The organism is Citrobacter sp. ABFQG (genome assembly GCF_004322975.1).
GTDB classification, from domain to species: domain Bacteria; phylum Pseudomonadota; class Gammaproteobacteria; order Enterobacterales; family Enterobacteriaceae; genus Citrobacter; species Citrobacter freundii.
The window spans coordinates 1,522,632-1,544,396 of the sequence record NZ_CP036435.1 but is presented as its reverse complement, the minus strand read 5'-3'; the positions used below and the strand labels follow the sequence as shown (position 1 = coordinate 1,544,396).

Annotated in this window: 19 protein-coding genes; 1 reads left to right on the top strand and 18 read right to left on the bottom strand. The window is 52.8% G+C overall.

The annotated features are described in order from the left end of the window. Positions 1 to 58 precede the first annotated feature (58 nt). From ftsA to leuO, 18 genes are all read right to left on the bottom strand, one after another. Complete coding sequence (ftsA, locus tag WN16_RS07480) at positions 59 to 1,321, bottom strand: cell division protein FtsA (RefSeq protein WP_003018755.1); 1,263 nt, start codon at positions 1,319 to 1,321, stop codon at positions 59 to 61. Further along, the gene (gene ftsQ, locus WN16_RS07475) at positions 1,318 to 2,151 is read right to left on the bottom strand and encodes a cell division protein FtsQ (protein ID WP_003018758.1); all 834 of its coding nucleotides are present in this window, start codon (positions 2,149 to 2,151) and stop codon (positions 1,318 to 1,320) included. The genes ftsA and ftsQ overlap by 4 nt, the downstream gene beginning before the upstream one ends. Before the next feature lies 1 nt (position 2,152). Next, positions 2,153 to 3,073, bottom strand: coding sequence for a D-alanine--D-alanine ligase (locus WN16_RS07470; RefSeq protein WP_032937536.1), 921 nt, complete (start codon positions 3,071 to 3,073; stop codon positions 2,153 to 2,155). Beyond that, on the bottom strand, positions 3,066 to 4,541 hold the full coding sequence (murC, locus tag WN16_RS07465; RefSeq protein WP_003018763.1) for a UDP-N-acetylmuramate--L-alanine ligase: 1,476 nt from the start codon (positions 4,539 to 4,541) through the stop codon (positions 3,066 to 3,068). Before murC ends, WN16_RS07470 begins: the two co-directional genes overlap by 8 nt. A 51-nt stretch (positions 4,542 to 4,592) precedes the next feature. Beyond that, on the bottom strand, positions 4,593 to 5,660 hold the full coding sequence (murG, locus tag WN16_RS07460) for an undecaprenyldiphospho-muramoylpentapeptide beta-N-acetylglucosaminyltransferase (RefSeq protein ID WP_032937534.1): 1,068 nt from the start codon (positions 5,658 to 5,660) through the stop codon (positions 4,593 to 4,595). Then, the gene (gene ftsW / locus WN16_RS07455) at positions 5,657 to 6,901 is read right to left on the bottom strand and encodes a cell division protein FtsW (RefSeq protein WP_003018770.1); all 1,245 of its coding nucleotides are present in this window, start codon (positions 6,899 to 6,901) and stop codon (positions 5,657 to 5,659) included. The genes murG and ftsW overlap by 4 nt, the downstream gene beginning before the upstream one ends. Beyond that, complete coding sequence (gene murD, locus WN16_RS07450; protein WP_016149555.1) at positions 6,901 to 8,217, bottom strand: UDP-N-acetylmuramoyl-L-alanine--D-glutamate ligase; 1,317 nt, start codon at positions 8,215 to 8,217, stop codon at positions 6,901 to 6,903. Before murD ends, ftsW begins: the two co-directional genes overlap by 1 nt. A 2-nt stretch (positions 8,218 to 8,219) precedes the next feature. Next, entirely contained in the window at positions 8,220 to 9,302 is a 1,083-nt protein-coding gene (gene mraY / locus WN16_RS07445) for a phospho-N-acetylmuramoyl-pentapeptide-transferase (RefSeq protein ID WP_003018774.1), read from the bottom strand. Further along, positions 9,296 to 10,654, bottom strand: a complete 1,359-nt coding sequence (gene murF, locus WN16_RS07440; protein WP_003018777.1) for a UDP-N-acetylmuramoyl-tripeptide--D-alanyl-D-alanine ligase — start codon at positions 10,652 to 10,654, stop codon at positions 9,296 to 9,298. The genes mraY and murF overlap by 7 nt, the downstream gene beginning before the upstream one ends. Then, positions 10,651 to 12,138: a UDP-N-acetylmuramoyl-L-alanyl-D-glutamate--2,6-diaminopimelate ligase gene (gene murE, locus WN16_RS07435; RefSeq protein ID WP_003845734.1), complete on the bottom strand. Its 1,488-nt coding sequence runs from the start codon at positions 12,136 to 12,138 to the stop codon at positions 10,651 to 10,653. Before murE ends, murF begins: the two co-directional genes overlap by 4 nt. Then, positions 12,125 to 13,891 (bottom strand): peptidoglycan glycosyltransferase FtsI, encoded by a 1,767-nt coding sequence (gene ftsI / locus WN16_RS07430; RefSeq protein ID WP_003018783.1) that lies wholly within the window; start codon positions 13,889 to 13,891, stop codon positions 12,125 to 12,127. The genes murE and ftsI overlap by 14 nt, the downstream gene beginning before the upstream one ends. 15 nt (positions 13,892 to 13,906) lie before the next feature. Further along, positions 13,907 to 14,272 (bottom strand): cell division protein FtsL, encoded by a 366-nt coding sequence (gene ftsL, locus WN16_RS07425; protein WP_000625651.1) that lies wholly within the window; start codon positions 14,270 to 14,272, stop codon positions 13,907 to 13,909. Next, complete coding sequence (gene rsmH, locus WN16_RS07420; protein ID WP_003018789.1) at positions 14,269 to 15,210, bottom strand: 16S rRNA (cytosine(1402)-N(4))-methyltransferase RsmH; 942 nt, start codon at positions 15,208 to 15,210, stop codon at positions 14,269 to 14,271. The genes ftsL and rsmH overlap by 4 nt, the downstream gene beginning before the upstream one ends. A 1-nt stretch (position 15,211) precedes the next feature. After that, positions 15,212 to 15,670 (bottom strand): division/cell wall cluster transcriptional repressor MraZ, encoded by a 459-nt coding sequence (gene mraZ / locus WN16_RS07415; protein ID WP_003018792.1) that lies wholly within the window; start codon positions 15,668 to 15,670, stop codon positions 15,212 to 15,214. Between the two features lie 613 nt (positions 15,671 to 16,283). Next, positions 16,284 to 17,288, bottom strand: a complete 1,005-nt coding sequence (gene cra, locus WN16_RS07410; RefSeq protein WP_003018794.1) for a catabolite repressor/activator — start codon at positions 17,286 to 17,288, stop codon at positions 16,284 to 16,286. Between the two features lie 180 nt (positions 17,289 to 17,468). Further along, positions 17,469 to 17,960, bottom strand: a complete 492-nt coding sequence (gene ilvN / locus WN16_RS07405; protein WP_003829566.1) for an acetolactate synthase small subunit — start codon at positions 17,958 to 17,960, stop codon at positions 17,469 to 17,471. Between the two features lie 2 nt (positions 17,961 to 17,962). Beyond that, a complete protein-coding gene (gene ilvI, locus WN16_RS07400) occupies positions 17,963 to 19,687 on the bottom strand; it encodes an acetolactate synthase 3 large subunit (RefSeq protein ID WP_003845729.1) in 1,725 nt (574 codons plus the stop codon). A gap of 318 nt (positions 19,688 to 20,005) precedes the next feature. Next, entirely contained in the window at positions 20,006 to 20,953 is a 948-nt protein-coding gene (gene leuO / locus WN16_RS07395; protein ID WP_103790811.1) for a transcriptional regulator LeuO, read from the bottom strand. Positions 20,954 to 21,605: 652 nt separating this feature from the next. Between leuO and leuL the strand changes: the two genes are divergently transcribed. Next, the gene (gene leuL, locus WN16_RS07390; protein ID WP_048998978.1) at positions 21,606 to 21,692 is read left to right on the top strand and encodes a leu operon leader peptide; all 87 of its coding nucleotides are present in this window, start codon (positions 21,606 to 21,608) and stop codon (positions 21,690 to 21,692) included. The last annotated feature ends 73 nt before the right edge of the window (positions 21,693 to 21,765 follow it).

The following is a 21,765-nucleotide window of genomic DNA, read 5'->3' as shown; positions in this document are numbered from 1 at the left end:
TCTCTCTCCGTTGTGCCTGTCGCCTGAGACCGTTAATGTGCGTTGGTCTCTTTAAAAATTAAAACTCTTTTCGCAGCCAGCTATTGAGTCGTTTGATCCACGAGCCAACTGATGCCGTTACGCGTTTTTCTACTTCAGCCTCACCACTCAAATGGGATTCTTTTCCGTAGTGAAGCAGCCCCACTGCCGTTGAATAATACGGCTCCTGAGCATAATCCGTCAGACCAGTGATATTCAGCGGCGCGCCAATACGTACTTGCGTATGGAACACGCGCTGTGCGCAGGCCGCAAGACCTTCAATTTGCGCAGCACCACCGGTTAACACAATCCCCGCCGCCAGATGATGTTTCACACCCTGCTGGCGAAGCTGTTCTTGTAATTGCAAAATTTCTTCGTTGACCAGGTTGAGCAGCTCGGTATAACGCGGCTCAATGACTTCTGCCAGGGTCTGACGTTGCAGGCTACGCGGTGGACGACCACCTACGCTTGGCACTTCAACGCTTTCGTCTTTACCCACGATGGACCCCAGCGCACAGCCATGGCGCACTTTAATGGCTTCAGCATCGCTCGGCGGCGTACCAAAGGCATACGCGATATCACTGGTCACTACATTCCCTGCATAAGGGATAACTTTAGTGTGGCGCAACGCCCCGCCAGTATAAACGGCGATGTCCATTGTACCACCACCAATATCCACCACGCAGACACCCAGCTCACGTTCATCTTCCGTCAACACGGAATAACTGGCTGCCAACCCGGCAAAAATCAGTTGGTCAACTTTCAGACCACAACGTTCAACAGCTTTGACAATGTTCTTCGCCATGTCGTTGTGGCAGGTAATAAGGTGGACTTTTGCCTGCATACGTACGCCGGAAAGACCTACCGGATTTTTAATGCCTTCCTGGTAGTCAATGGCGTATTCCTGCGGAATAACGTGCAGAACACGATGTTCATCGCGAACGCGTACGGATTTTGCCGTATGTACCACGTTTTCCACATCTTCCTGCGTCACTTCCTCTTCGGAAATGGGCACCATACCAATTTCATTTTGACAGCTAATATGTTTACCGGAAAGTGCCAGATACACCGAGGAAATCTGGCAATCTGCCATCAGTTCAGCCTGGTCAATGGCGCGCTGTACGCACTTCACCACTGACTCAAGGTCATTCACCCCGCCTTTATCCATACCTCGCGATGGGCAACTGCCCACGCCAATGATATTGACCATACCGTCGGGCAGAACTTCCCCTACTAAAGCGGCTACCTTCGCGGTGCCAATCTCCAGTCCAACTACCAGTTTTCTGTCCGTCGCCTTGATCATTGTTGTTCTGCCTGTGCCTGATTCTGTTGCTGATTAGATTCCTCAGGAGGCAAGGGAACCCAGCCTACTGCCGCTCCTGAGTCATAACGCAAATCAACGTAGCTAATCCGTTTGCCATCGGTTTGCGCCTGCTGCTGTAAAACCGGGTAGAGTTCCACAAAGCGAGCCAAACGTTTTATCGTATCGCCCCTGCCCAGATTGAGCTTAATATCGTTATTCAGCGTCAACTGCCAGGAACGACGAGCGGTCATCGCCGCTTCCTTCAGGGTGAATCTATCCTTAGCCAGCACCTGCCCCATATCACGGAACCCTTGCAACACTTCACTTGCGCTGCCTTCCGGTCCGTACAACATAGGTAATACCTGCTTATTGGCCCGACCGGTTGGGACGCTGAACGTATTGCCTTCGGCATCCACCATATGCTGGTCATTCCAACGCGCAATGGGCACATATTCAACCAGATGAATCTTCAATTCATCGGGCCATTGCTTTCTGACGCTCGCCTGTTTAATCCAGGGGAGACGTTCAATTTGACTCTGAATGATGTTCACATCCTGAGTCATAAAGGTTCCCGGAGCGCCCAGAGCCAGAATGGACTGACGAATATCGTCATTGCGCGTGTAATGCCGTTCGCCGGTTAACACCAGCTTTGACAATGGCAACCGCTGCGCATCTTCCATCCACCCCAACACTACCCAGCCGCTGACAAACACGGTGCACAGCACTGTCAGCAGGAACAGTATTCCTGCAAGACGCGTTCCATTATTGCGGCGTGAGGAGTTTACTTCTTCTTCATCACCGTTTCGCGTGTTCAGCGCAGCCTGCGACATATCAGTCCGCCAACTCCAGAATTCTTACCACCAACTGCGAGAAGCTCAGGCCAGCCTGACGTGCCGCCATCGGCACCAGGCTGTGGCTGGTCATACCCGGAGAGGTATTCGCTTCCAGCAGATAAAACTGGCCATCGCTGTCCAGCATGACGTCAATGCGACCCCAACCTTTACAGCCCAATGCGGTCCATGCTTTCAGGACTAATTCCTGCAAACGGGCCTCTTGTTCAGCTTCCAGACCTGCAGGGCAGAAATATTGTGTCTCATCAGAGAGATACTTCGCCTCATAATCATAGAAGGTTCCCGCGGGTTGGATACGTATTGACGGTAAAATTTCTTCACCAAGTATCGCAACTGTAAATTCCGGGCCACTGAGCCATTTTTCGATCAGTACTTCTTCATCATGCTGAAAAGCCAATGCTAATGCACCCTGCAAAGCATTTTCTTCTTCAACTTTTGACATCCCTACGCTGGAGCCTTCACGGCTTGGCTTCACAATCAGCGGCAAACCTAACGCAGAGATTTTTGTAACCGCTTCATCGCTAAGACCTTTTTCGAACTCAGAGCGGGTCAATGCAACCCAGGGCGCGACGGGTAAACCTGCGCCCTGCCACAGCAGCTTGCTGCGCAGTTTGTCCATCGAAATTGCGGACGCCATGACGCCGCTGCCGGTATATGGCAGGCCAATTTGCTCCAGCATGCCCTGCAACGTGCCATCTTCCCCGCCACGACCGTGCAGCGCAATAAACACCTTCTGAAAACCCATAGATTTCAGAAGAGTGACATCAATATCTTTAGGGTCAACCGGATGGGCATCGACACCACCTTCGCGTAACCCTGCCAGTACGGCCGCGCCGGAATTCAGCGAAACTTCACGCTCTGTGGAGGTTCCTCCTAACAGGACCGCGATTTTATCAGCCATGTTGTTCTTCCTCCGGGTTTTGCGGCTTCAGTTTGATTTCAGCTAAGGAACGTGCGATTTTGCCGATATTTCCAGCGCCCTGCACCAAAATCAGATCATTGCCGGTTAATACCGGCGCCAGCATGTCTGCCACCTGAGCCGGATCGGATACCAGAATCGGGTCGATCTTACCGCGACCACGGATCGTACGGCACAGCGAACGGCTGTCAGCCCCCGGAATCGCGGCTTCACCCGCGGCGTATACATCCAGCATCAACAGCGCATCGACCTGAGTCAGCACGTTGGCAAAGTCGTCATACAGATCGCGTGTACGCGTAAAGCGGTGCGGCTGGAACAGCATTACCAGATTTTTGTCCGGCCAGCCCGCGCGTGCAGCTTTAATCGTGGCATCCACTTCCGTTGGATGATGGCCATAATCATCAACCAGCATCGCCGTCCCGGCTTTACCGTTTACCGGCTCAAGCGGAAATTCGCCGAGGAAGTCAAAACGGCGTCCGGTGCCCTGGAAACTTTCCAGCGCGCGCAGAATTGCGTCGTCTTCAATGCCTTCTTCTGTTGCAACTGCCACCGCCGCCGCCGCGTTCAGCGCATTGTGACGGCCCGGTGCGTTCAATGTCACACGTAAATCGGCCATCCCCTGACGCAGCAGCGTGAAGTGCCCTTGTGGACCAATCTGCTGGTAATCTTCAACGCGCACATCAGCATCATCGCTGAAACCATAGGTTGTGGTTTGACGACCGACGCGCGGCAACAACTCGCGGATCACCGGATCGTCAACGCACATCACCGCACGACCATAAAACGGTAAGTTATGCAGGAAATTAATAAACGTCTGCTTTAAATTTTCGAAGTCGCCATGGTAGGTATCCATATGATCGGCTTCGATATTGGTAACAATCGCCACCATCGGCTGCAAATGTAGGAACGACGCATCGCTCTCATCCGCCTCCGCAATTAAATAACGGCTATGACCCAGACGCGCATGGACGCCTGCAGCCTTCACCAGACCGCCGTTGACAAACGTCGGATCCAGCCCCGCTTCCGCGTAGATACTGGAGACCATCGCTGTGGTCGTGGTTTTACCGTGCGTCCCGGCAATGGCGATACCGTGACGAAAACGCATTAATTCAGCCAACATTTCAGCACGACGGATCACCGGAATACGTGCTTCATGCGCCGCAACAATTTCCGGGTTATCCGCAGAAATGGCGCTGGATACCACCACCACGCTCGCATCACGCACGTTTTCCGGGCGATGGTTGAAGAAAATCGTGGCGCCCAGATTCGTCAACTGCTGAGTCACCGGATTCGGCGCCAGGTCAGAACCGCTGATCTGATAACCTTCGTTGGCCAAAACTTCGGCAATACCGCCCATACCAGCACCACCGATGCCGACAAAGTGAATGTGCCGAACGCGACGCATTTCGGGCACTATGGAACGCAGTTTTGCCAGTTGTTGTGTATTCATTCTTTAGCCATTAACTTCTTAGTTCATGCGATGCAAAAGGCATCACCACAATTACGCCCGGGCAGCCCGGCTCACTTCATTAGCAACACGCTCTGTGGCATCCGATATGGATGCGGCGCGCGCACGTTCTGCCATGGTTAATAAGGTTTCTCGCGACCACCCGGAAAGGGTGTTAGCGACGGCATCCACAGTAAACTGCGGCTGCTCAAGAATTTTGGCGGCGCCCGCTTTCTCCAGCGGCAGCGCATTCCAGTACTGCTGTCGGTCTTTGTGCTGGAAAGGCACAAACAGCGCAGGCAAACCTGCGGCAGCAATTTCACTTACCGTCAGCGCACCTGAGCGACAAACTACGACATCCGCCCACGCGTAGGCGGCTGCCATATCATCAATAAACTCAGTGACCTTGTGCTGTGGTTGTCCCGCGTCAGCATATGCCTGTTCAACGGTTTGCTGCGCACCTTTGCCGCTCTGATGCCAAATAGTCACCGCGTCACCAAGCTCTGCGGCAACCTGCGGCATCGTCTGGTTCAATACGCGTGCACCCTGAGACCCCCCGACGACCAGCACGCGAACCGGGCCTTCACGCCCTGCCAGACGTACTTCGGGCGACGGCAGCGCCAGAACGTCGGTGCGTACCGGGTTACCCACCACTTCCGCATTCGGGAAAGCGCCAGGAAAAGCCTGCATCACCGTAGTGGCAATTTTCGCCAGCCACTTGTTGGTTAATCCCGCAATGCCATTCTGCTCATGCAGTACAACCGGAATGCCTAATGACCAGGCTGCCAGACCGCCAGGGCCGGACACGTAGCCGCCCATACCCAGCACCACATCAGGCTTAAACTGCTTCATGATGGCCCGCGCCTGACGCCAGGCATTAAAAATACGCACGGGGGCGGCAAGCAGAGCGTTGACACCTTTGCCACGCAAACCGGAGATGCGAATAAAGTCAATTTCAATGCCATGCTTCGGCACTAAGTCCGCTTCCATACGATCGGCGGTGCCCAGCCAACGAACTTGCCAGCCCTGAGCCATTAAATGATGCGCGACCGCCAGCCCCGGGAACACATGCCCGCCGGTACCGCCTGCCATCACCATTAACCGCTTCGGTTGACCACTCATCGTGCACCTCGTGTAAACGCCTGGGCTTTTTCCAGACGCGTTTCATAATCAATACGTAACAAAAACATGATGGCCGTCGACATAATCAACAAACTGGAACCACCATAACTGATCAGCGGTAACGTCAGACCTTTGGTTGGCAGCATACCAGCTGCCGCACCGACGTTTACCAGCGCCTGGAAGCTAAACCAAATCCCGATGGAGCAGGCTAAAAAGCCTGAAAAACGGTGGTCAATTTCCAGCGCTTTGCGGCCAATCGACATCGCGCGAAAAGCGACGAAGAATACCATTAAAAGTGCCAATACCACACCGATATAACCCAGCTCTTCCCCAATGATGGCGAAGATGAAGTCGGTGTGCGCTTCCGGTAAATACTCCAGTTTTTGCACCGAATTACCTAACCCCTGCCCCCAAATCTCACCGCGACCAAAAGCCATCAGCGATTGCGTTAACTGGTAGCCGCTGCCAAACGGATCTTCCCATGGGTTCCAGAAGGAGGTTACGCGGCGAATACGATACGGTTCGGCAAGGATCAGCAGCACCACCGCCGAAATCCCCATACCGATAATGGCAATGAACTGCCACAGTTTCGCTCCAGCGAGAAAGAGCATCGCCAGCGTCGTGACAAACAGCACCACTACCGTACCAAGGTCAGGCTGCGCCAGCAGCAAGATTGCCAGCACCAGAATCACACCCATCGGTTTTAAGAAGCCGCGCAGGTTGTTACGCACTTCATCGACTTTACGCACCAGGTAGTTGGCGAGATAACAGAACAGCGACAGCTTGGTGAATTCCGCAGGCTGAATACGCAGTGGACCCAACGCGATCCAGCGCGATGCCCCGTTAACGGAGCTCCCCACCACCAGAACGATCAACAACATGATGATCGAGGCGATCAGCATCGTCGTGCTGTACTTTTGCCAGAACTCCATCGGCAGACGTAGCGTCACCATCGCCAGACAGAACGCGAGGAAGATATACAGCGCGTCACGTTTAGCGAACAGGAAGGGATCGCCTGCCAGGCGTTGCCCTACGGGCATCGATGCCGATGTCACCATCACAAAACCGATCGCTGCCAGACCAAAAGTCAGCCACAGCAGCATGCGGTCATACATGATCAGGCTGTCCGCGTCTTTATCACGCGAAGCCATCACCCAGCCTTTAAGTGCCGCGAAGATCCACGCCAGGACACCCAGTCCCGGTACGCGCGGCATTTTCAGACGAGGGAGAGAGAAGCGCATCAACCCAACTCCTTCGCCAAACGGGTAAAGACGTCACCACGTTGCTCAAAGTTCTTGAACTGGTCAAGGCTGGCACAGGCTGGCGACAGCAGCACCATATCACCCGACTTCACACGCGGTGCGAGCAGACGCATTGCCTGCTCCATGGTTTCAGTGTGTTCCGCAACCTCAGGACGCAGAGCGGCAAGCTGTGCGCCATCGCGACCAAAGCAGTACAGACGAATGTTGTCGCCAGTCAGGTAACGTTGCAGCGGCATAAAGTCGGCGGATTTCCCGTCACCGCCCAGCAGCAGGTGCAGCGTACCCTCAACGTGCAGACCATTCAGTGCCGCTTCGGTGCTGCCGACGTTGGTGGCTTTTGAATCGTTGATCCAACGCACACCGTTATGATTCAGTACCAACTGGAAACGATGCGCCAGACCGGTAAAGGTAGTCAGCGCTTTCAGGCTGGACGCCCGCGGCAGACCCGCAGCATCCGCCAGCGCCAGCGCCGCCAGGGCGTTGGTATAGTTATGCTGGCCGGTAAGCGTCATCTCTTTCACGTTCAGGACTTTTTCACCCTTCACCCGCAGCCAGGTTTCACCCTGCTGACGATTGAGATGATAGTCACCCATATTGATGCCAAAGCTCACGCAGCGCTCATCCGCCCCGCGAATCGGCATGGTCAGCGCATCATCAGCATTGACCACACACACTTTCGCATTCTCATAGACACGCAGTTTGGCCGCACGGTACTGCTGCAAGCCAAACGGATATCTGTCCATATGATCTTCGGTGACGTTCAAAATGGTGGCGGCTACGGCCTGTAAGCTGGAGGTTGTCTCCAGTTGGAAGCTCGACAGCTCCAGTACATACAGCTCGCGTTCGTCATCCAGCAGCATCAACGCGGGCAGGCCAATATTTCCGCCAACACCGACGTTCACGCCGGCTGCTTTCGCCATCTCGCCGACCAGCGTAGTGACGGTACTTTTCCCGTTGGAACCGGTGATCGCGACGATCGGTGCCTGTGCTTCGCGGCAGAACAGCTCAATGTCGCCAACAATTTCAATCCCTGCATCAGCGGCGGCGCTCAGCGAAGGATGCGCCAGGGCAATACCAGGGCTGGCGACGATGAGATCGGCGGCCAGCAGCCAGTCATCATTCAGGCTGCCAACATGACGCTCAACCGCTTCCGGTAATTTATCCAGACCAGGCGGCGTCGCACGGGTATCCATTACGCGCGGCGTCACGCCACGCGCCAGGAAGAAATCCACGCAGGACAGTCCGGTCAACCCCAGACCGATAATGACGACTTTTTTACCCTGGTAATCAGCCATGATTAACGTACCTTCAGCGTTGCCAGGCCAATCAGCACCAGCATCAGCGAAATAATCCAGAAGCGCACAATGACGCGCGGTTCCGGCCAGCCTTTCAGTTCATAGTGATGGTGAATCGGCGCCATACGGAAGATGCGCTGTCCGCGCAGCTTAAAGGAGCCAACCTGCAGAATGACCGACAGCGTTTCTACAACAAATACGCCGCCCATGATTACCAGCAGGAACTCTTGACGCAGCAGCACGGCAATAATGCCCAGCGCGCCCCCCAGCGCCAGCGAACCGACGTCACCCATAAAGACCTGCGCCGGATAGGTGTTAAACCACAGGAAACCTAATCCCGCGCCGACAATCGCCGTACAGACGATCACCAGTTCGCCTGCATGGCGTAAGTAGGGAATGTGCAGATAGTTGGCAAAGTTCATGTTACCGGTAGCCCATGCCACCAGCGCAAAACCCGCTGCTACGAACACGGTCGGCATAATCGCCAGACCATCCAGGCCATCGGTGAGATTGACCGCGTTGCCGGTCCCCACAATCACGAAGTAGGCCAGCAGAACATAGAACAGACCCAGTTGCGGCATCACGTCTTTAAAGAACGGCACCACCAGCTCGGTAGCCGGGGTGTCTTTACCAGCGAGGTACAGCGCAAAGGCTACACCCAGCGCAATCACCGACATCCAGAAGTACTTCCAGCGGGCAATCAGGCCCTTGGTATCTTTGCGCACCACTTTGCGGTAGTCATCGACAAAACCGATAATGCCGTAGCCAATCAATACCACCAGCACGCACCATACGTACGGGTTCGACGGATATGCCCACAGCAGTACGGAGATAACTATCGCGGTGAGGATCATGATCCCCCCCATGGTTGGCGTACCGCGTTTACTGAAGTGCGATTCCGGACCGTCGTTACGTACGACCTGTCCAAAGGACATTTTTTGTAAGCGGGCAATCATGCGCGGTCCCATCCACAAAGAGATGAACAGCGCGGTCAGCAGGCTGACGATGGCGCGAAACGTCAGATAGGAAAAGACGTTAAAGCCGGAATAATATTTGACCAAATGTTCGGCCAGCCAAACTAACATGTCCCATTCTCCTGTAATGCGCGTACTACCTCTTCCATGGCGGCACTACGTGAACCCTTCACTAAAATCGTCATGACCTGATGTTCTGCAATCAATGCCTTAAGATGCGCGGCCAGCGCACTTTTATCCGCAAAATGTTCGCCAACGCCACTGGCGTCGCTAATTGCCTGACTCAGTTTTCCCGTACTCAGTACACGGTCGATGCCTGCGGCTTTCGCAGCAACACCCACCTGTACATGGCATGCTTCGCTTTCTGCGCCAAGCTCTGCCATATCACCAACGACCAGTACGCGATAGCCCGGCATTTCAGACAGCACCTGCACCGCTGCGGTCATCGAACCGACGTTCGCGTTATAGGAGTCGTCCAGCAGCAGCTGATTTTCCGCGAGTTGAATCGGGAACAGACGCCCCGGTACCGCTTGCAGATCCTTCAACCCCGCTTTGATCGCCTCGTGCGTCGCGCCTACCGCCATAGAGAGCGCCGCCGCCGCAAGGGCGTTAGCGATATTATGGCGACCCGGTAACGGCAGCAGGACATCAATGCTTCCGGTCGGCGTTTGCAGAGAAAATTCCGTGCCATGCGAGGTCACATGAACGTTGGTCGCCGAAAAGTCGCTATTGGCTGCATTCGGGGAGAAACGCCAGACTTTGCGATCGCCGATGATGCTTTGCCAGTTCAGCCAGTCGTTGTTGTCGGCATTCATAATGGCGATACCGTTCGCTGACAGACCGGTAAAAATCTCACCTTTTGCCTTCGCAACGCCCGCCAGAGAGCCGAAGCCTTCCAGGTGCGCGGCGGCCAGGTTGTTCACCAGCGCCGCTTCCGGACGCGTCAGGCCGACGGTCCAGGCGATTTCGCCCTGATGGTTGGCACCGAGCTCAATCACGGCATAGTCGTAATCGTTGTTTAAGCGCAGCAGCGTCATCGGTACACCGATGTCGTTATTCAGGTTGCCCGCGGTATATAGGGTGTTACCACACTGGCTCAGAATGGCAGCCGTCATCTCTTTGACGGACGTTTTACCGGATGAGCCGGTCAGCGCGACAACGCGCGCCGGAACCTGGGCGCGAACCCACGCAGCCAGTTCACCAAACGCCAGACGCGTATCGTTAACAATCAGCTGCGGCAGGTTGGTGTCCAACGGGCGGCTGACCAACAGCGCACCGGCCCCGCTCTCTTGCGCTTTGTCTGCAAAATCATGGGCATCAAAGCGTTCGCCTTTCAGTGCCACAAACAGGCAGCCCGGCGTCACTTTACGCGTATCGGTTGTTACGGCATCAAGGGTCAGATCGGCCCCTTTCAATTCGCCACGGAGGATCTCCGCCAGTTGGCTGAGCGTTACGCTAATCATGCGATAACCCCCAGCAGACGCGCTGCCGTGACGCGGTCAGAATAATCGAGGCGCTGTGAACCAACGATCTGGTAGTCTTCATGACCTTTACCGGCCACCAGCACCACATCATTTTCTTTCGCCTGCATAATGGCGTTTGTCACCGCTTCTGCGCGACCTTCCATCACCTTCGCCTGTCCGGCATCCAGCATCCCCGCCAGAATGTCGTTAATAATGGCGCGTGGCTCTTCGGTACGCGGGTTGTCATCAGTCACCACGACAACATCTGCAAACTGCTCGGCAATTGCGCCCATCAACGGACGTTTGCCTTTATCGCGATCGCCGCCGCAGCCAAAGACGCACCACAGTTTGCCAGTACAGTGCAAACGTGCCGCCTGTAGCGCTTTTTCCAGCGCATCTGGCGTATGGGCGTAATCAACAACCACGGTAGTTTTACCCGGCGCACTGAACACTTCCATACGCCCGCAAACCGGCTGCAATTGTGTCGCCGTTTTCAGTAAATCAGCTAACGGATAGCCCAGTGCCAGCAGCGTTGCCAACGCCAGCAGCAGATTACTGACGTTAAACGCCCCCATCAGGCGGCTTTCAATTTCGCCGTCGCCCCATGAGGAGGTAAAACGAATCGTTGCCCCGCTGTCGTGATACTTCACGTCAACCGCTTTTAACCAACGACCGTGACAGTTCGGGTTGATGTGGTCTTCCATCGAAACGGCAACCGCATCCGGGAGTTTCGCCAGCCAGCGACGACCGACTTCATCATCCGCATTGACGATGGCCTGACCGCAATGGTGCGTGGAATACAGCAGCCATTTTGCGGCTTCGTAATGTTCCATGTCGCCGTGGTAGTCGAGATGGTCACGGCTTAAGTTAGTAAATACTGATGCGGAAAACTTCAGCGCCGCCACGCGATGCTGAACCAGACCGTGTGAAGAGACTTCCATTGCGCCAACCGTTGCGCCCTGCGCAACCAGCCCCGCCAGCACATGCTGGACATCAACGGCTGAACCGGTGGTATTTTCCGTCGGGATCACTTTGCCCAGCAGGCCATTGCCTACTGTTCCCATCACCGCGCTGGTTTCGCCAAGCAGTTGGCTCCACTGTGCCAGCAGTTGGGTGGTGGTGGTTTTACCGTTAGTCCCGGTCACACCGACCAGACGCATTTTCTCAGAAGGCTCGTGGTAAAAACGGCCTGCCAGTGCAGATAAACGTTCGTTAAGCTGACTAAGATAGATGACCGGAACGCCGTGCATTTCACGGATTTCACCATCAGTAGCTTCATCTTTCGCTTCTGCAATAATGGCAGCCACACCTTGCGCTATCGCCTGCGGGATATACCGACGCCCGTCCGCCTGATGACCTAATACTGCGACAAAGAGATCGCCCGATGCAGCCACACGGCTGTCAAGCGTCATCTCCCGCAGTGCTCGCTCCGGTGCACCCGGCACCCATGGAGCAAGAAGGTCGCGCAAATTACGATCTGCCACCTGTTGCCTCGCCTTGATTATTCACAAATTCATTTTTATCGCCCGTTGTCAGCGCATCCGGCTCGATGTTCATGGTACGCAGTACGCCGCCCATGATGGCACCAAAGACCGGCGCGGAAACGGCGCCACCGTAGTATTTACCCGCCTGCGGATCGTTGATAACAACAACCAGCGCGAAGCGCGGCTGACTCGCAGGCGCAACACCTGCGGTATAAGCAATGTATTTGTTGATGTAGCGGCCATCCGGCCCTACTTTTTTCGCTGTACCGGTTTTAATGGCGATACGATAACCTTTAATCGCCGCCTTCACGCCGCCGCCGCCGGGCAGCGCCACGCTTTCCATCATGTGCACCACGGTACGTACGGTCGCTTCCGGGAAGATACGCTCGCCCGGAACTGGAGGGTCAACTTTAGTAATCGACAGTGGACGATAAACGCCGTAACTGCCGATCGTTGCATAGACTCGCGCTAACTGTAACGGCGTTACCATTAGCCCGTAGCCGAAAGAGAAGGTGGCCCTCTCTATGTCAGACCACCGTTGTTTTTGAGGATATAAGCCACTGCGTTCTCCGACCAACCCCAAATTGGTCGCTTTTCCCAGCCCAAAACGTGAGTAAGTATCTACTAACGCTGAGGACGGCATCGCTAACGCCAGCTTGGAAACACCGACGTTACTCGACTTCTGCAAAACCCCGGTGAGGGTTAATTCGCTATAACGTGCCACGTCTTTGATTTCGTGACCATTAATTCGGTAAGGGATAGTGTTGAGGACCGTATTTTCGCGTACCACACCGCGCTGCAGCGCGGTCATCACCACCATCGGTTTAACGGTAGAACCCGGTTCAAACACGTCGGTAATGGTGCGGTTACGCATCGCGTCTTTTGGCGTACCGGTGAGATTGTTCGGGTTGTAGGACGGACTGTTGGCCATTGCCAGCACTTCACCGGTGTTCACATCCACCAGTACCGCACTGCCTGACTCCGCCTTGTTGAACGCCACGGCGTTATTCAGTTCACGGTAGACCAGTGCCTGTAAACGCTCATCAATGCTCAACGCGAGGTTATGCGCCGCCTGGCTGTCGGTAGAGGAGATATCTTCAATGACGCGGCCATACCGGTCTTTACGTACAATACGCTCGCCCGGTTGTCCGGTGAGCCACTTGTCGAAGCTCTTCTCAACGCCTTCAATGCCCTGGCTGTCGACGTTCGTAAATCCGATGAGGTGAGCAGTCACTTCCCCGGAAGGGTAGTAACGGCGGGATTCTTCGCGCAGATGGATACCTGGCAGCTTCAGTTTTTTGATGTAATCAGCCATGTCAGGGTTTACCTGACGCGCCAGATAGATAAAGCGCCCTTTCGGATTCGCGTTAATGCGGGAAGCCAGTTGATCGAGCGGGAGATTCAGCGCGGTTGACAGCGCTCTCCAGCGTTCGCCAACGCTCACTCCGCCGGCATCATGTACTTCTTTCGGGTCGGCCCATATAGCTTTAACCGGAACACTCACCGCCAGCGGACGACCAGAGCGGTCGGTAATCATTCCGCGCGATGTAGACACTTCCTGGACGCGTAGAGAGCGCATATCACCCTGACGCACCAGCATGTCCGGCGCGATGATTTGCAGCCAGGCAACGCGACCCAGCAGAAAACCCAGTGCCAGCAAAATACAGCCGCACAGTAACGCAAAACGCCAACTGATAAAGTTGGCTTGTTCTTCCTGGCGTTTTGGTTTGTGCGTTTTTGCCGCTGCTTTCATGCGTCGCGTTTATCCTTATTTTTGTACTACGATATTTTCTTGTGAGGGATCGACATGCTGCATTTGCAGCTTTTCCGTTGCGATCCGTTCAACACGGCTATGGTCGCCGAGCGCGTTCTCCTCAAGGATCAAGTTACGCCATTCGATATCCAGCGCATCTCGCTCCAGGACCAGCTGCTCACGCTGCGCAGTCAGTAACCGCGTATGGTGCGCTGTTGTCACGACGGTAACCGCCGTCAAAATAATGCAAATGAACAGGCAGAGTGGCAGCTTCCCAAACCGCAAAAGATCGTCACCGATCACGCCAGGCAAGGCATGGCGCTCGTTGCTTCCTATCGATCCTTTAACTTTGCTGAGGGCTTCTGTCACTCTGCTGATCATGCGTTCGTCCTCTCTGCAATACGCAGAACTGAACTACGGGCACGAGGATTCTCAGCGACCTCTTCTTCACCCGGCATCATCTTGCCTAGTGCTCTTAACTCACGGCCGCCCAGTTTTTTGATCTGCGCTTCGGTCATCGGTATTCCAGCCGGTACCTGAGGACCACGGCTTTGTTCACGCATAAAGCGTTTCACAATGCGGTCTTCAAGCGAATGGAAACTGATGATCGAAAGGCGACCACCTGGAGCCAGCACGCTGAGCGAGCTTTTTAGCGCCTGCTCTATCTCCTCCAGTTCACTGTTCACCCAAATGCGCACCGCCTGGAAGGTACGGGTCGCGGGATGTTTGAATTTGTCCTTCACCGGCATTGCCGCCGCAATAACTTCCGCCAGTTCTTTGGTGCGGGTCATCGGTTCGATGCGGTTACGCTCCACGATGGCGCGCGCAATGCGTTTGCCGAAGCGCTCTTCGCCAAAGGTTTTAATCACCCAGGCAATGTCTGCTTCATCGGCGGTTTGCAGCCATTCGGCCGCTGACTGACCGCGTGTTGGGTCCATACGCATATCTAACGGACCGTCACGCATAAACGAAAAACCGCGCTCTGCGTCATCGAGCTGCGGTGAAGAAACGCCCAGATCGAGAAGAATCCCGTCGATCTTACCGGTCAGTCCACGCTCAGCGACATAGTCAGCCAGCGCAGAGAAAGGTCCATGTACGATGGAGAAGCGAGGATCGGTAATCGTTTTAGCAACGGCAATAGCCTGCGGATCGCGATCGATTGCCAGTAAACGCCCCTCTTCGCCAAGCTGGGAGAGGATCAGACGTGAGTGACCACCGCGACCAAATGTCCCGTCAATGTAGATGCCGTCTGGACGAATATTCAGGCCGTTTACGGCTTCATCCAGCAACACCGTTGTATGTTTATAATTTTCCGTCATTTTATAGAGACAAATCCTGCAATCGTTCCGACAACGCGCCAGTAACAGACTGCTCAGCGTCGATATCTTCCTTGACCTGTTGATACCAGGTCGTTTCATCCCACAGCTCAAACTTATTGAACTGCCCAACCAGCATCACTTCTTTCGTTAGCCCTGCGTGTTGCCGCAGAATGGGCGCTATCAGTAATCGACCAGCGTTATCCATCTGACATTCGCTGGCATGACCCAACAATAAGCGCTGTACGCGACGCTCAACTGGATTCATGCTCGACAGACGCGATAGCTTCTGCTCGATTATTTCCCATTCAGGCAGGGGGTACAGCAGCAGGCACGGGTGATGGATGTCAATGGTGCAAACCATTTGACCGGTAGCGCTCTCAAGCAGTTGATCCCGATAACGGGTAGGCACGGATAAGCGCCCTTTACTGTCGAGATTAACTAACGTTGCTCCCCGGAACATGCCAGTCTCACCCCCGATTACCACTTTATCCCACAAATTCCCACTTAAAGGAGTTTACGGAGCGGAGGAAAACCTTGTCAAGCAAGTCGCGGCGCTTAGCGGAGCAAAAAACCCATTGTTTACGGCTAATATCAGCGTTGAACAAAATCCGTACAGCAAACGAAGCAAATTAACGTCATGAATATTTGTAAGAAAAAAATCCAACAACTCATCATTGTTTAAAACAACTGAATATCATCAGAAGAAAATATAAAGTGTCAGTTTGCGACGCGAGCGGCATTTTAGGACAATATGCAGCGAGTTAACAGTACCAGTTAATCGGTCTGTACGCCGCGCAGGACCAAGGTAAGCACCAGATGGCCGCAATACGAGAGCAAAGTGTTTGTTAATTCGGCAAATCCACACATGCATGTAACAAAATAATACAACCGTAACGCGTCGTTACGTATCAATAACCCAAAAATGGATAGTTGCATTTTTAATTCGGGGTATTTCAAGAATACATTTCAGATAATTCTAAAGAATATTCTTAAATATAATGCAGTTATTTCTGAGAATAGAAAAACTGAAGACGTCAGAGGCTTATCCCGCCGACGTCATCAATTGAGGAAACTTAGTTACGGCTGAGAATACCGCGACGGTACAGATTACGCCGTATACGCGTTAAACCTGGTTTTGGTTTACGCGGTTCGTCCAGGCTTGCCAGTACAATCTCCAGCACGCGTTCCGCGACATCACGATGGCGCTGTGCCACCGCCAGTACAGGGCACTGCAGGAAGTCGAGCAGTTCATGATCGCCAAAAGTCGCAATCGCTAAATCAGACGGCAACTGCCCATCACGACGCAGGGTCACATCCATCACCCCCTGCAACAGGGCAAACGACGTGGTAAACAACGCCTGAGGCATTGGGTGCGTTTCCAGCCATTTATCAAACAGCTGCGCTGCAGCTTCCCGCTCATAGCTGTTGGCGTACAGGAAATGGACTTCACGCGGATCGTCCTTCCACGCGGTACGAAAACCCTGTTCGCGCAGGAAACTGACGGATAATTCAGGAAGCGCGCCCAGATAGAGGACGGTTTCAGCAGGGAATTTGCGTAACTCTTCCGCCAGCATTTCCGCATCATCCTGATCTGCACCCACAACGCTGGTAAAATGTTCGCGATCCAGTGCACGATCCAGCGCCACAATCGGGAATGAACTGTTTGCCCAGCGTTGGTAGAACGGATGTTCAGGCGGCAAGGAAGTCGACACAATAATGGCATCGACCTGGCGCTGTAAAAGATGCTCAATACAGCGCATTTCGTTATCTGGCTGATCTTCAGAGCAGGCAATCAACAGCTGATACCCACGTTGACGCGCCTGGCGCTCCAGATAGTTTGCGATCCGGGTATAGCTCGTGTTCTCAAGATCCGGGATCACCAGCCCGATAGAACGTGTGCGTCCAGCACGCAGCCCGGCCGCCACGGCATTCGGGTGGTAATTATGCTCGCGCACCACCGCCATGACTTTTTCAACCGTTTTGTCGCTTACGCGATATTGCTTTGCTTTGCCATTAATAACGTAGCTTGCAGTCGTTCGCGAAACGCCGGCCAACCGAGCGATTTCATCCAGTTTCACAATTGCCCCTTGCGTAAAATGTACAAACCATAACCTTTGTGATGGCATGGGTTAAATTTATTAACATCTAAGCGCAGAATAATGACTCCGGCAACCGCTTTTGTCTCTGGTTACCGCTGATTTCGCAAAAAAAAGCCCAACCTGAGTCGTTGGGCTTGCGAATTAAGAACCCGATCATGATTAACGCATGATTTTATCGCCACGGGAAAGCCCCACCACGCCGGAGCGAGCAACTTCCACAATTTTAGCGACTTCACGCAGCGTTGCCAGAAACGCATCCAGCTTATCGCTGGTGCCCGCCAGTTGTACGGTGTATATAGACGGCGTGACATCGATGATTTGCCCGCGGAAAATCTCCGTGTTGCGTTTCACTTCTTCCCGGCCATAACCGCTGGCCTGGATTTTCACCAGCATGATTTCTCGTTCAACGTGAGCGCCCTGCCCCAGCTCGCTAACGCGCAGAACATCCACCAGTTTGTGGAGCTGCTTTTCGATCTGCTCAAGGACTTTCTCATCCCCTACCGTCTGAATCGTCATCCGCGATAAGGTCGGATCGTCGGTCGGCGCGACGGTCAGGCTTTCAATGTTGTAACCACGCTGGGCGAAGAGGCCAATCACACGCGATAATGCACCTGACTCGTTTTCAAGCAATACTGATAATATCCGGCGCATAATCAGGTCCTCTCCGTTTTGCTTAACCACATTTCATCCATCCCACCCCCACGAATCTGCATCGGGTAGACATGTTCACTACCGTCGACGGTGACATCGACAAACACCAGACGATGGTTACGCACATGTTCCAGCGCTTCGCCCAGCTTGCTCTCAAGTTCTTCAGGCCGATTAATCTGGATACCGATATGCCCATAAGCCTCAGCAAGGCGCACGAAATCGGGCAGCGACTGCATGTAAGACTGTGAGTGACGCCCGGAGTAGATCATGTCCTGCCACTGTTTGACCATGCCGAGATAACGGTTATTAAGGTTGAGTACCAGCACCGGCAGTTCATATTGCAGCGCCGTCGACAGTTCCTGGATATTCATCTGAATGCTGCCATCCCCGGTGACGCACACTACCGTTTCATCCGGCAAAGCCATTTTCACCCCTAACGCCGCAGGTAAACCGAATCCCATAGTGCCGAGGCCGCCTGAGTTAATCCAGCGACGCGGTTTATCGAACGGATAGTAAAGTGCGGCAAACATCTGGTGCTGGCCAACGTCAGAAGTCACATACGCCTCCCCTTTCGTCAGACGCCAGATGGTTTCAATCACCGCCTGCGGCTTAATACTTTCGCTTTGCGTGTCGTATTTCAGACACTGACGGGCGCGCCAGTGCTCAATCTGTTGCCACCAGTCACGATTATCATCCAGCGGCTGCTGAGATTTCTCCTGCTCCAGTAGTTCGAGCATCTGATCCAGCACCAGGCGGGCATCCCCCACAATCGGAATATCCGCAGTAACGGTTTTGGAAATAGAGGTCGGATCGATATCGATATGCAGCACGGTCGCATTCGGACAATATTTTGCCAGGTTATTCGTCGTTCGATCGTCAAAGCGAACGCCGACAGCAAAGATCACATCGGAATGATGCATGGTCATATTGGCTTCGTAAGTACCGTGCATGCCCAACATGCCCAGCGCCTGACGATGCGTGGCCGGAAACGCGCCCAACCCCATGAGCGAGGAGACAACCGGCAGATTCAGCGCTTCAGCAATCTGAGCTAACTGCTCATGGCAAGCGGCATTGACCGCGCCACCGCCCACATAGACAACCGGTTTCTTCGCCGCGACCAGCGTCTGCAACGCCCGTTTTATCTGTCCTTTATGTCCCGTCGTCGTCGGATTATACGAGCGCATACTCACCGAGTCCGGCCAGCTATAAGGCAGTTTCTTCGCCGGATTCAGAATATCCTTCGGCAAATCCACCACCACTGGCCCCGGACGACCGCTTGCTGCCAGCCAGAAGGCTTTTTTCAGCACCTGCGGGATATCTTCCGTTTGTTTGACCAGGAAGCTATGTTTCACCACCGGGCGGGATATACCTACCATGTCGCACTCCTGGAAGGCATCGTAGCCAATCAGCGACGTTGCGACCTGTCCGGAGAGGATCACCAGCGGAATGGAATCCATGTAAGCCGTTGCGATCCCGGTAATCGCGTTGGTCGCCCCCGGCCCGGAGGTGACCAATACTACCCCCACTTCTCCCGTGGCACGCGCAAGGCCATCAGCCATATGTACCGCCGCTTGTTCATGGCGGACCAGCACATGATCAATACCGCCGACCGTATGCAGGGCATCATAAATATCGAGGACGGCCCCCCCGGGATAACCGAATACCTGCTTCACACCCTGATCGATGAGCGATCGGACGACCATCTCGGCTCCAGACAACATCTCCATGGCTTGCCTCACTCTTATAATGAATTGCGGTTTAACAACACATTAACCGCTGACGATGACGCATGGCAATTGACTCCGAAGGGGTGGCACTGGAGTAAATAAGAATAAAAAGGAGGAAAGACGCGAATAAACGGAGAATTAAACCAGCATAAGCAATCAGTATGATAAATAATCGCTTAAAAATGGGGACTTACAGCGATTACTCTATTTTTTGACACTTTTGGACAGACGTAAAAAATAGAGTTCAGCATAAAATTTCAGTTATAAAGTTAAAAGCAGAATAAACAGGATGCACCGTCCGGTTTACTCTGCTAAATGCTACTGCTTACAAACGGAGACTAACAACTCTTCCATCCATTGATGTCCTTTATCCCGGCCTGCGGCTTCATGCCATGAAAGATAGCATGTGCGGCTGTTCAATTTTAACGGTAAAGGCAAGATCTGTAGTTCTAAAGAATCGGCAAATTCTTCTACTAACCAACGCGGCGCAATAGAGACCAAATGCGTTTGCGACACAATATTTAGAACACTAATTAATGCCATGCCCTGATAAGCCACGGAGGATTGTTTATCCGGTGTGTCATACCACGGTTGGCTGAATGATGCGAAGCGATCAAGTGACACCACCGCATGCTGTTCATTATAGACATTGCTTTCCAGTAAAGGACCACTAATGCGCGGATGCTTTTTACTTGCCACTAACACTATTTCGTCATTGAATAACGGAATACTGGTAAATTCAGGACGTCGGAACTCTTCATAGCTAATAACGAATTCAGTTTCCTGGTAACGTAATTGATGCTCTGTATTTTGATTGAGTGAAGATTTAAATACGACATGAATGTTTGGTGCAACTTGCTCAACCCTATTATAAATCAACGAGGTCAGAATATTATCCAATGGGCTGCATACGCAAAGATTGAATACGCGCTCGCTGCTGGCTGGCTCAAAACCCGATCCAGGCAGTTCATTCTGCACTAATTGCAATGCCTGGCGAACAGAACCAAATAGCTGGAAGGCTCTTGCTGTCGGCTGGATACCGCGTCCATAACGAACAAAAAGCTCATCATTAAACATAATTTTCAGGCGCGCGACCGCATTACTGACAGCAGGTTGCGACATCCCCAAAGTATGCGCGGCACGGGTGATGTTTTGTTCTTGCATCACCGCATCAAAGACGGTTAATAAATTAAGATCAACCATGCGAAGCTGTGGTTTCCCAATATCTATAATATTTGTTTTATCTGTTATTTTTACTTCTGGCATATTTAACTCCACTGTCACTCTAAACTCCCTTTTCCCAGACGGAGTGAAGAAATAATCTCCGTTAATATGATTTACCATACATATAAGATGAGAAAAAGAAAAAACATTAAAATTAGGAAAACATAAAGGCACAAACCAAATGAACAAAAGACCAATGCGATCGCAGTGTGGCAGTGTCACTGCACGGTGATTCATATGTTTAAATTTCAAAAACAATATAACCATAAGCATGGCGAATATACAATCATACGTATAGTGAATGTGTATTTAAGTTTTAATTAAATGTTTATATTATTAATACATTAAAAGTTAACATTAATTTATCAATTTTGTGGTGTTACACCACCCATAGCCATTCATAATTACTATAAAAACAGATAAATCATTAAGATATGAAATCCCAAGAGCGACTTTTCCTTCAGTTCGCCGTTACAATAAATGCAAATAACTATGCTCAAATATGTCAAAACATGAAAATTATGTACAACCATCAACTGATTAATTTTATGTAGCCCGAAAAATTCAGCACAATTCGCTTAAGTTTTGCAGAAACTTCCCCCCTCTAACGAGGCATTTGCTGGAGTGAGGGTTGACATCAGTCTTCATATCCAGTACCACTAAAAGCATATCGCATTCGCCTGGAGCTTAATTGATGACTTACATTGCTCGTTTCAACGGTCTACTACTACTAAACGCATCTTCGTTGCGCGGTAGACTGGTGGACGACATTCAGCATTAAGTCAGCTCCAGTTAAGACAAAAAACCCGCGCCGTTGCGCGGGTTTTTTTATGCTCGAAGCAAGGCGCCCTAAG

Coding starts and splice junctions, on each gene's coding strand:
- ftsA (WP_003018755.1), bottom strand. CDS start 1,321: ATGATCAAGGCGACGGACAGAAAACTGGTAGTTGGACTGGAGATTGGC.
- ftsQ (WP_003018758.1), bottom strand. CDS start 2,151: ATGTCGCAGGCTGCGCTGAACACGCGAAACGGTGATGAAGAAGAAGTA.
- WN16_RS07470 (WP_032937536.1), bottom strand. CDS start 3,073: ATGGCTGATAAAATCGCGGTCCTGTTAGGAGGAACCTCCACAGAGCGT.
- murC (WP_003018763.1), bottom strand. CDS start 4,541: ATGAATACACAACAACTGGCAAAACTGCGTTCCATAGTGCCCGAAATG.
- murG (WP_032937534.1), bottom strand. CDS start 5,660: ATGAGTGGTCAACCGAAGCGGTTAATGGTGATGGCAGGCGGTACCGGC.
- ftsW (WP_003018770.1), bottom strand. CDS start 6,901: ATGCGCTTCTCTCTCCCTCGTCTGAAAATGCCGCGCGTACCGGGACTG.
- murD (WP_016149555.1), bottom strand. CDS start 8,217: ATGGCTGATTACCAGGGTAAAAAAGTCGTCATTATCGGTCTGGGGTTG.
- mraY (WP_003018774.1), bottom strand. CDS start 9,302: ATGTTAGTTTGGCTGGCCGAACATTTGGTCAAATATTATTCCGGCTTT.
- murF (WP_003018777.1), bottom strand. CDS start 10,654: ATGATTAGCGTAACGCTCAGCCAACTGGCGGAGATCCTCCGTGGCGAA.
- ftsI (WP_003018783.1), bottom strand. CDS start 13,891: ATGAAAGCAGCGGCAAAAACGCACAAACCAAAACGCCAGGAAGAACAA.
- ftsL (WP_000625651.1), bottom strand. CDS start 14,272: ATGATCAGCAGAGTGACAGAAGCCCTCAGCAAAGTTAAAGGATCGATA.
- rsmH (WP_003018789.1), bottom strand. CDS start 15,210: ATGACGGAAAATTATAAACATACAACGGTGTTGCTGGATGAAGCCGTA.
- mraZ (WP_003018792.1), bottom strand. CDS start 15,670: ATGTTCCGGGGAGCAACGTTAGTTAATCTCGACAGTAAAGGGCGCTTA.
- ilvN (WP_003829566.1), bottom strand. CDS start 17,960: ATGCGCCGGATATTATCAGTATTGCTTGAAAACGAGTCAGGTGCATTA.
- ilvI (WP_003845729.1), bottom strand. CDS start 19,687: ATGGAGATGTTGTCTGGAGCCGAGATGGTCGTCCGATCGCTCATCGAT.
- leuO (WP_103790811.1), bottom strand. CDS start 20,953: ATGCCAGAAGTAAAAATAACAGATAAAACAAATATTATAGATATTGGG.
- leuL (WP_048998978.1), top strand. CDS start 21,606: ATGACTTACATTGCTCGTTTCAACGGTCTACTACTACTAAACGCATCT.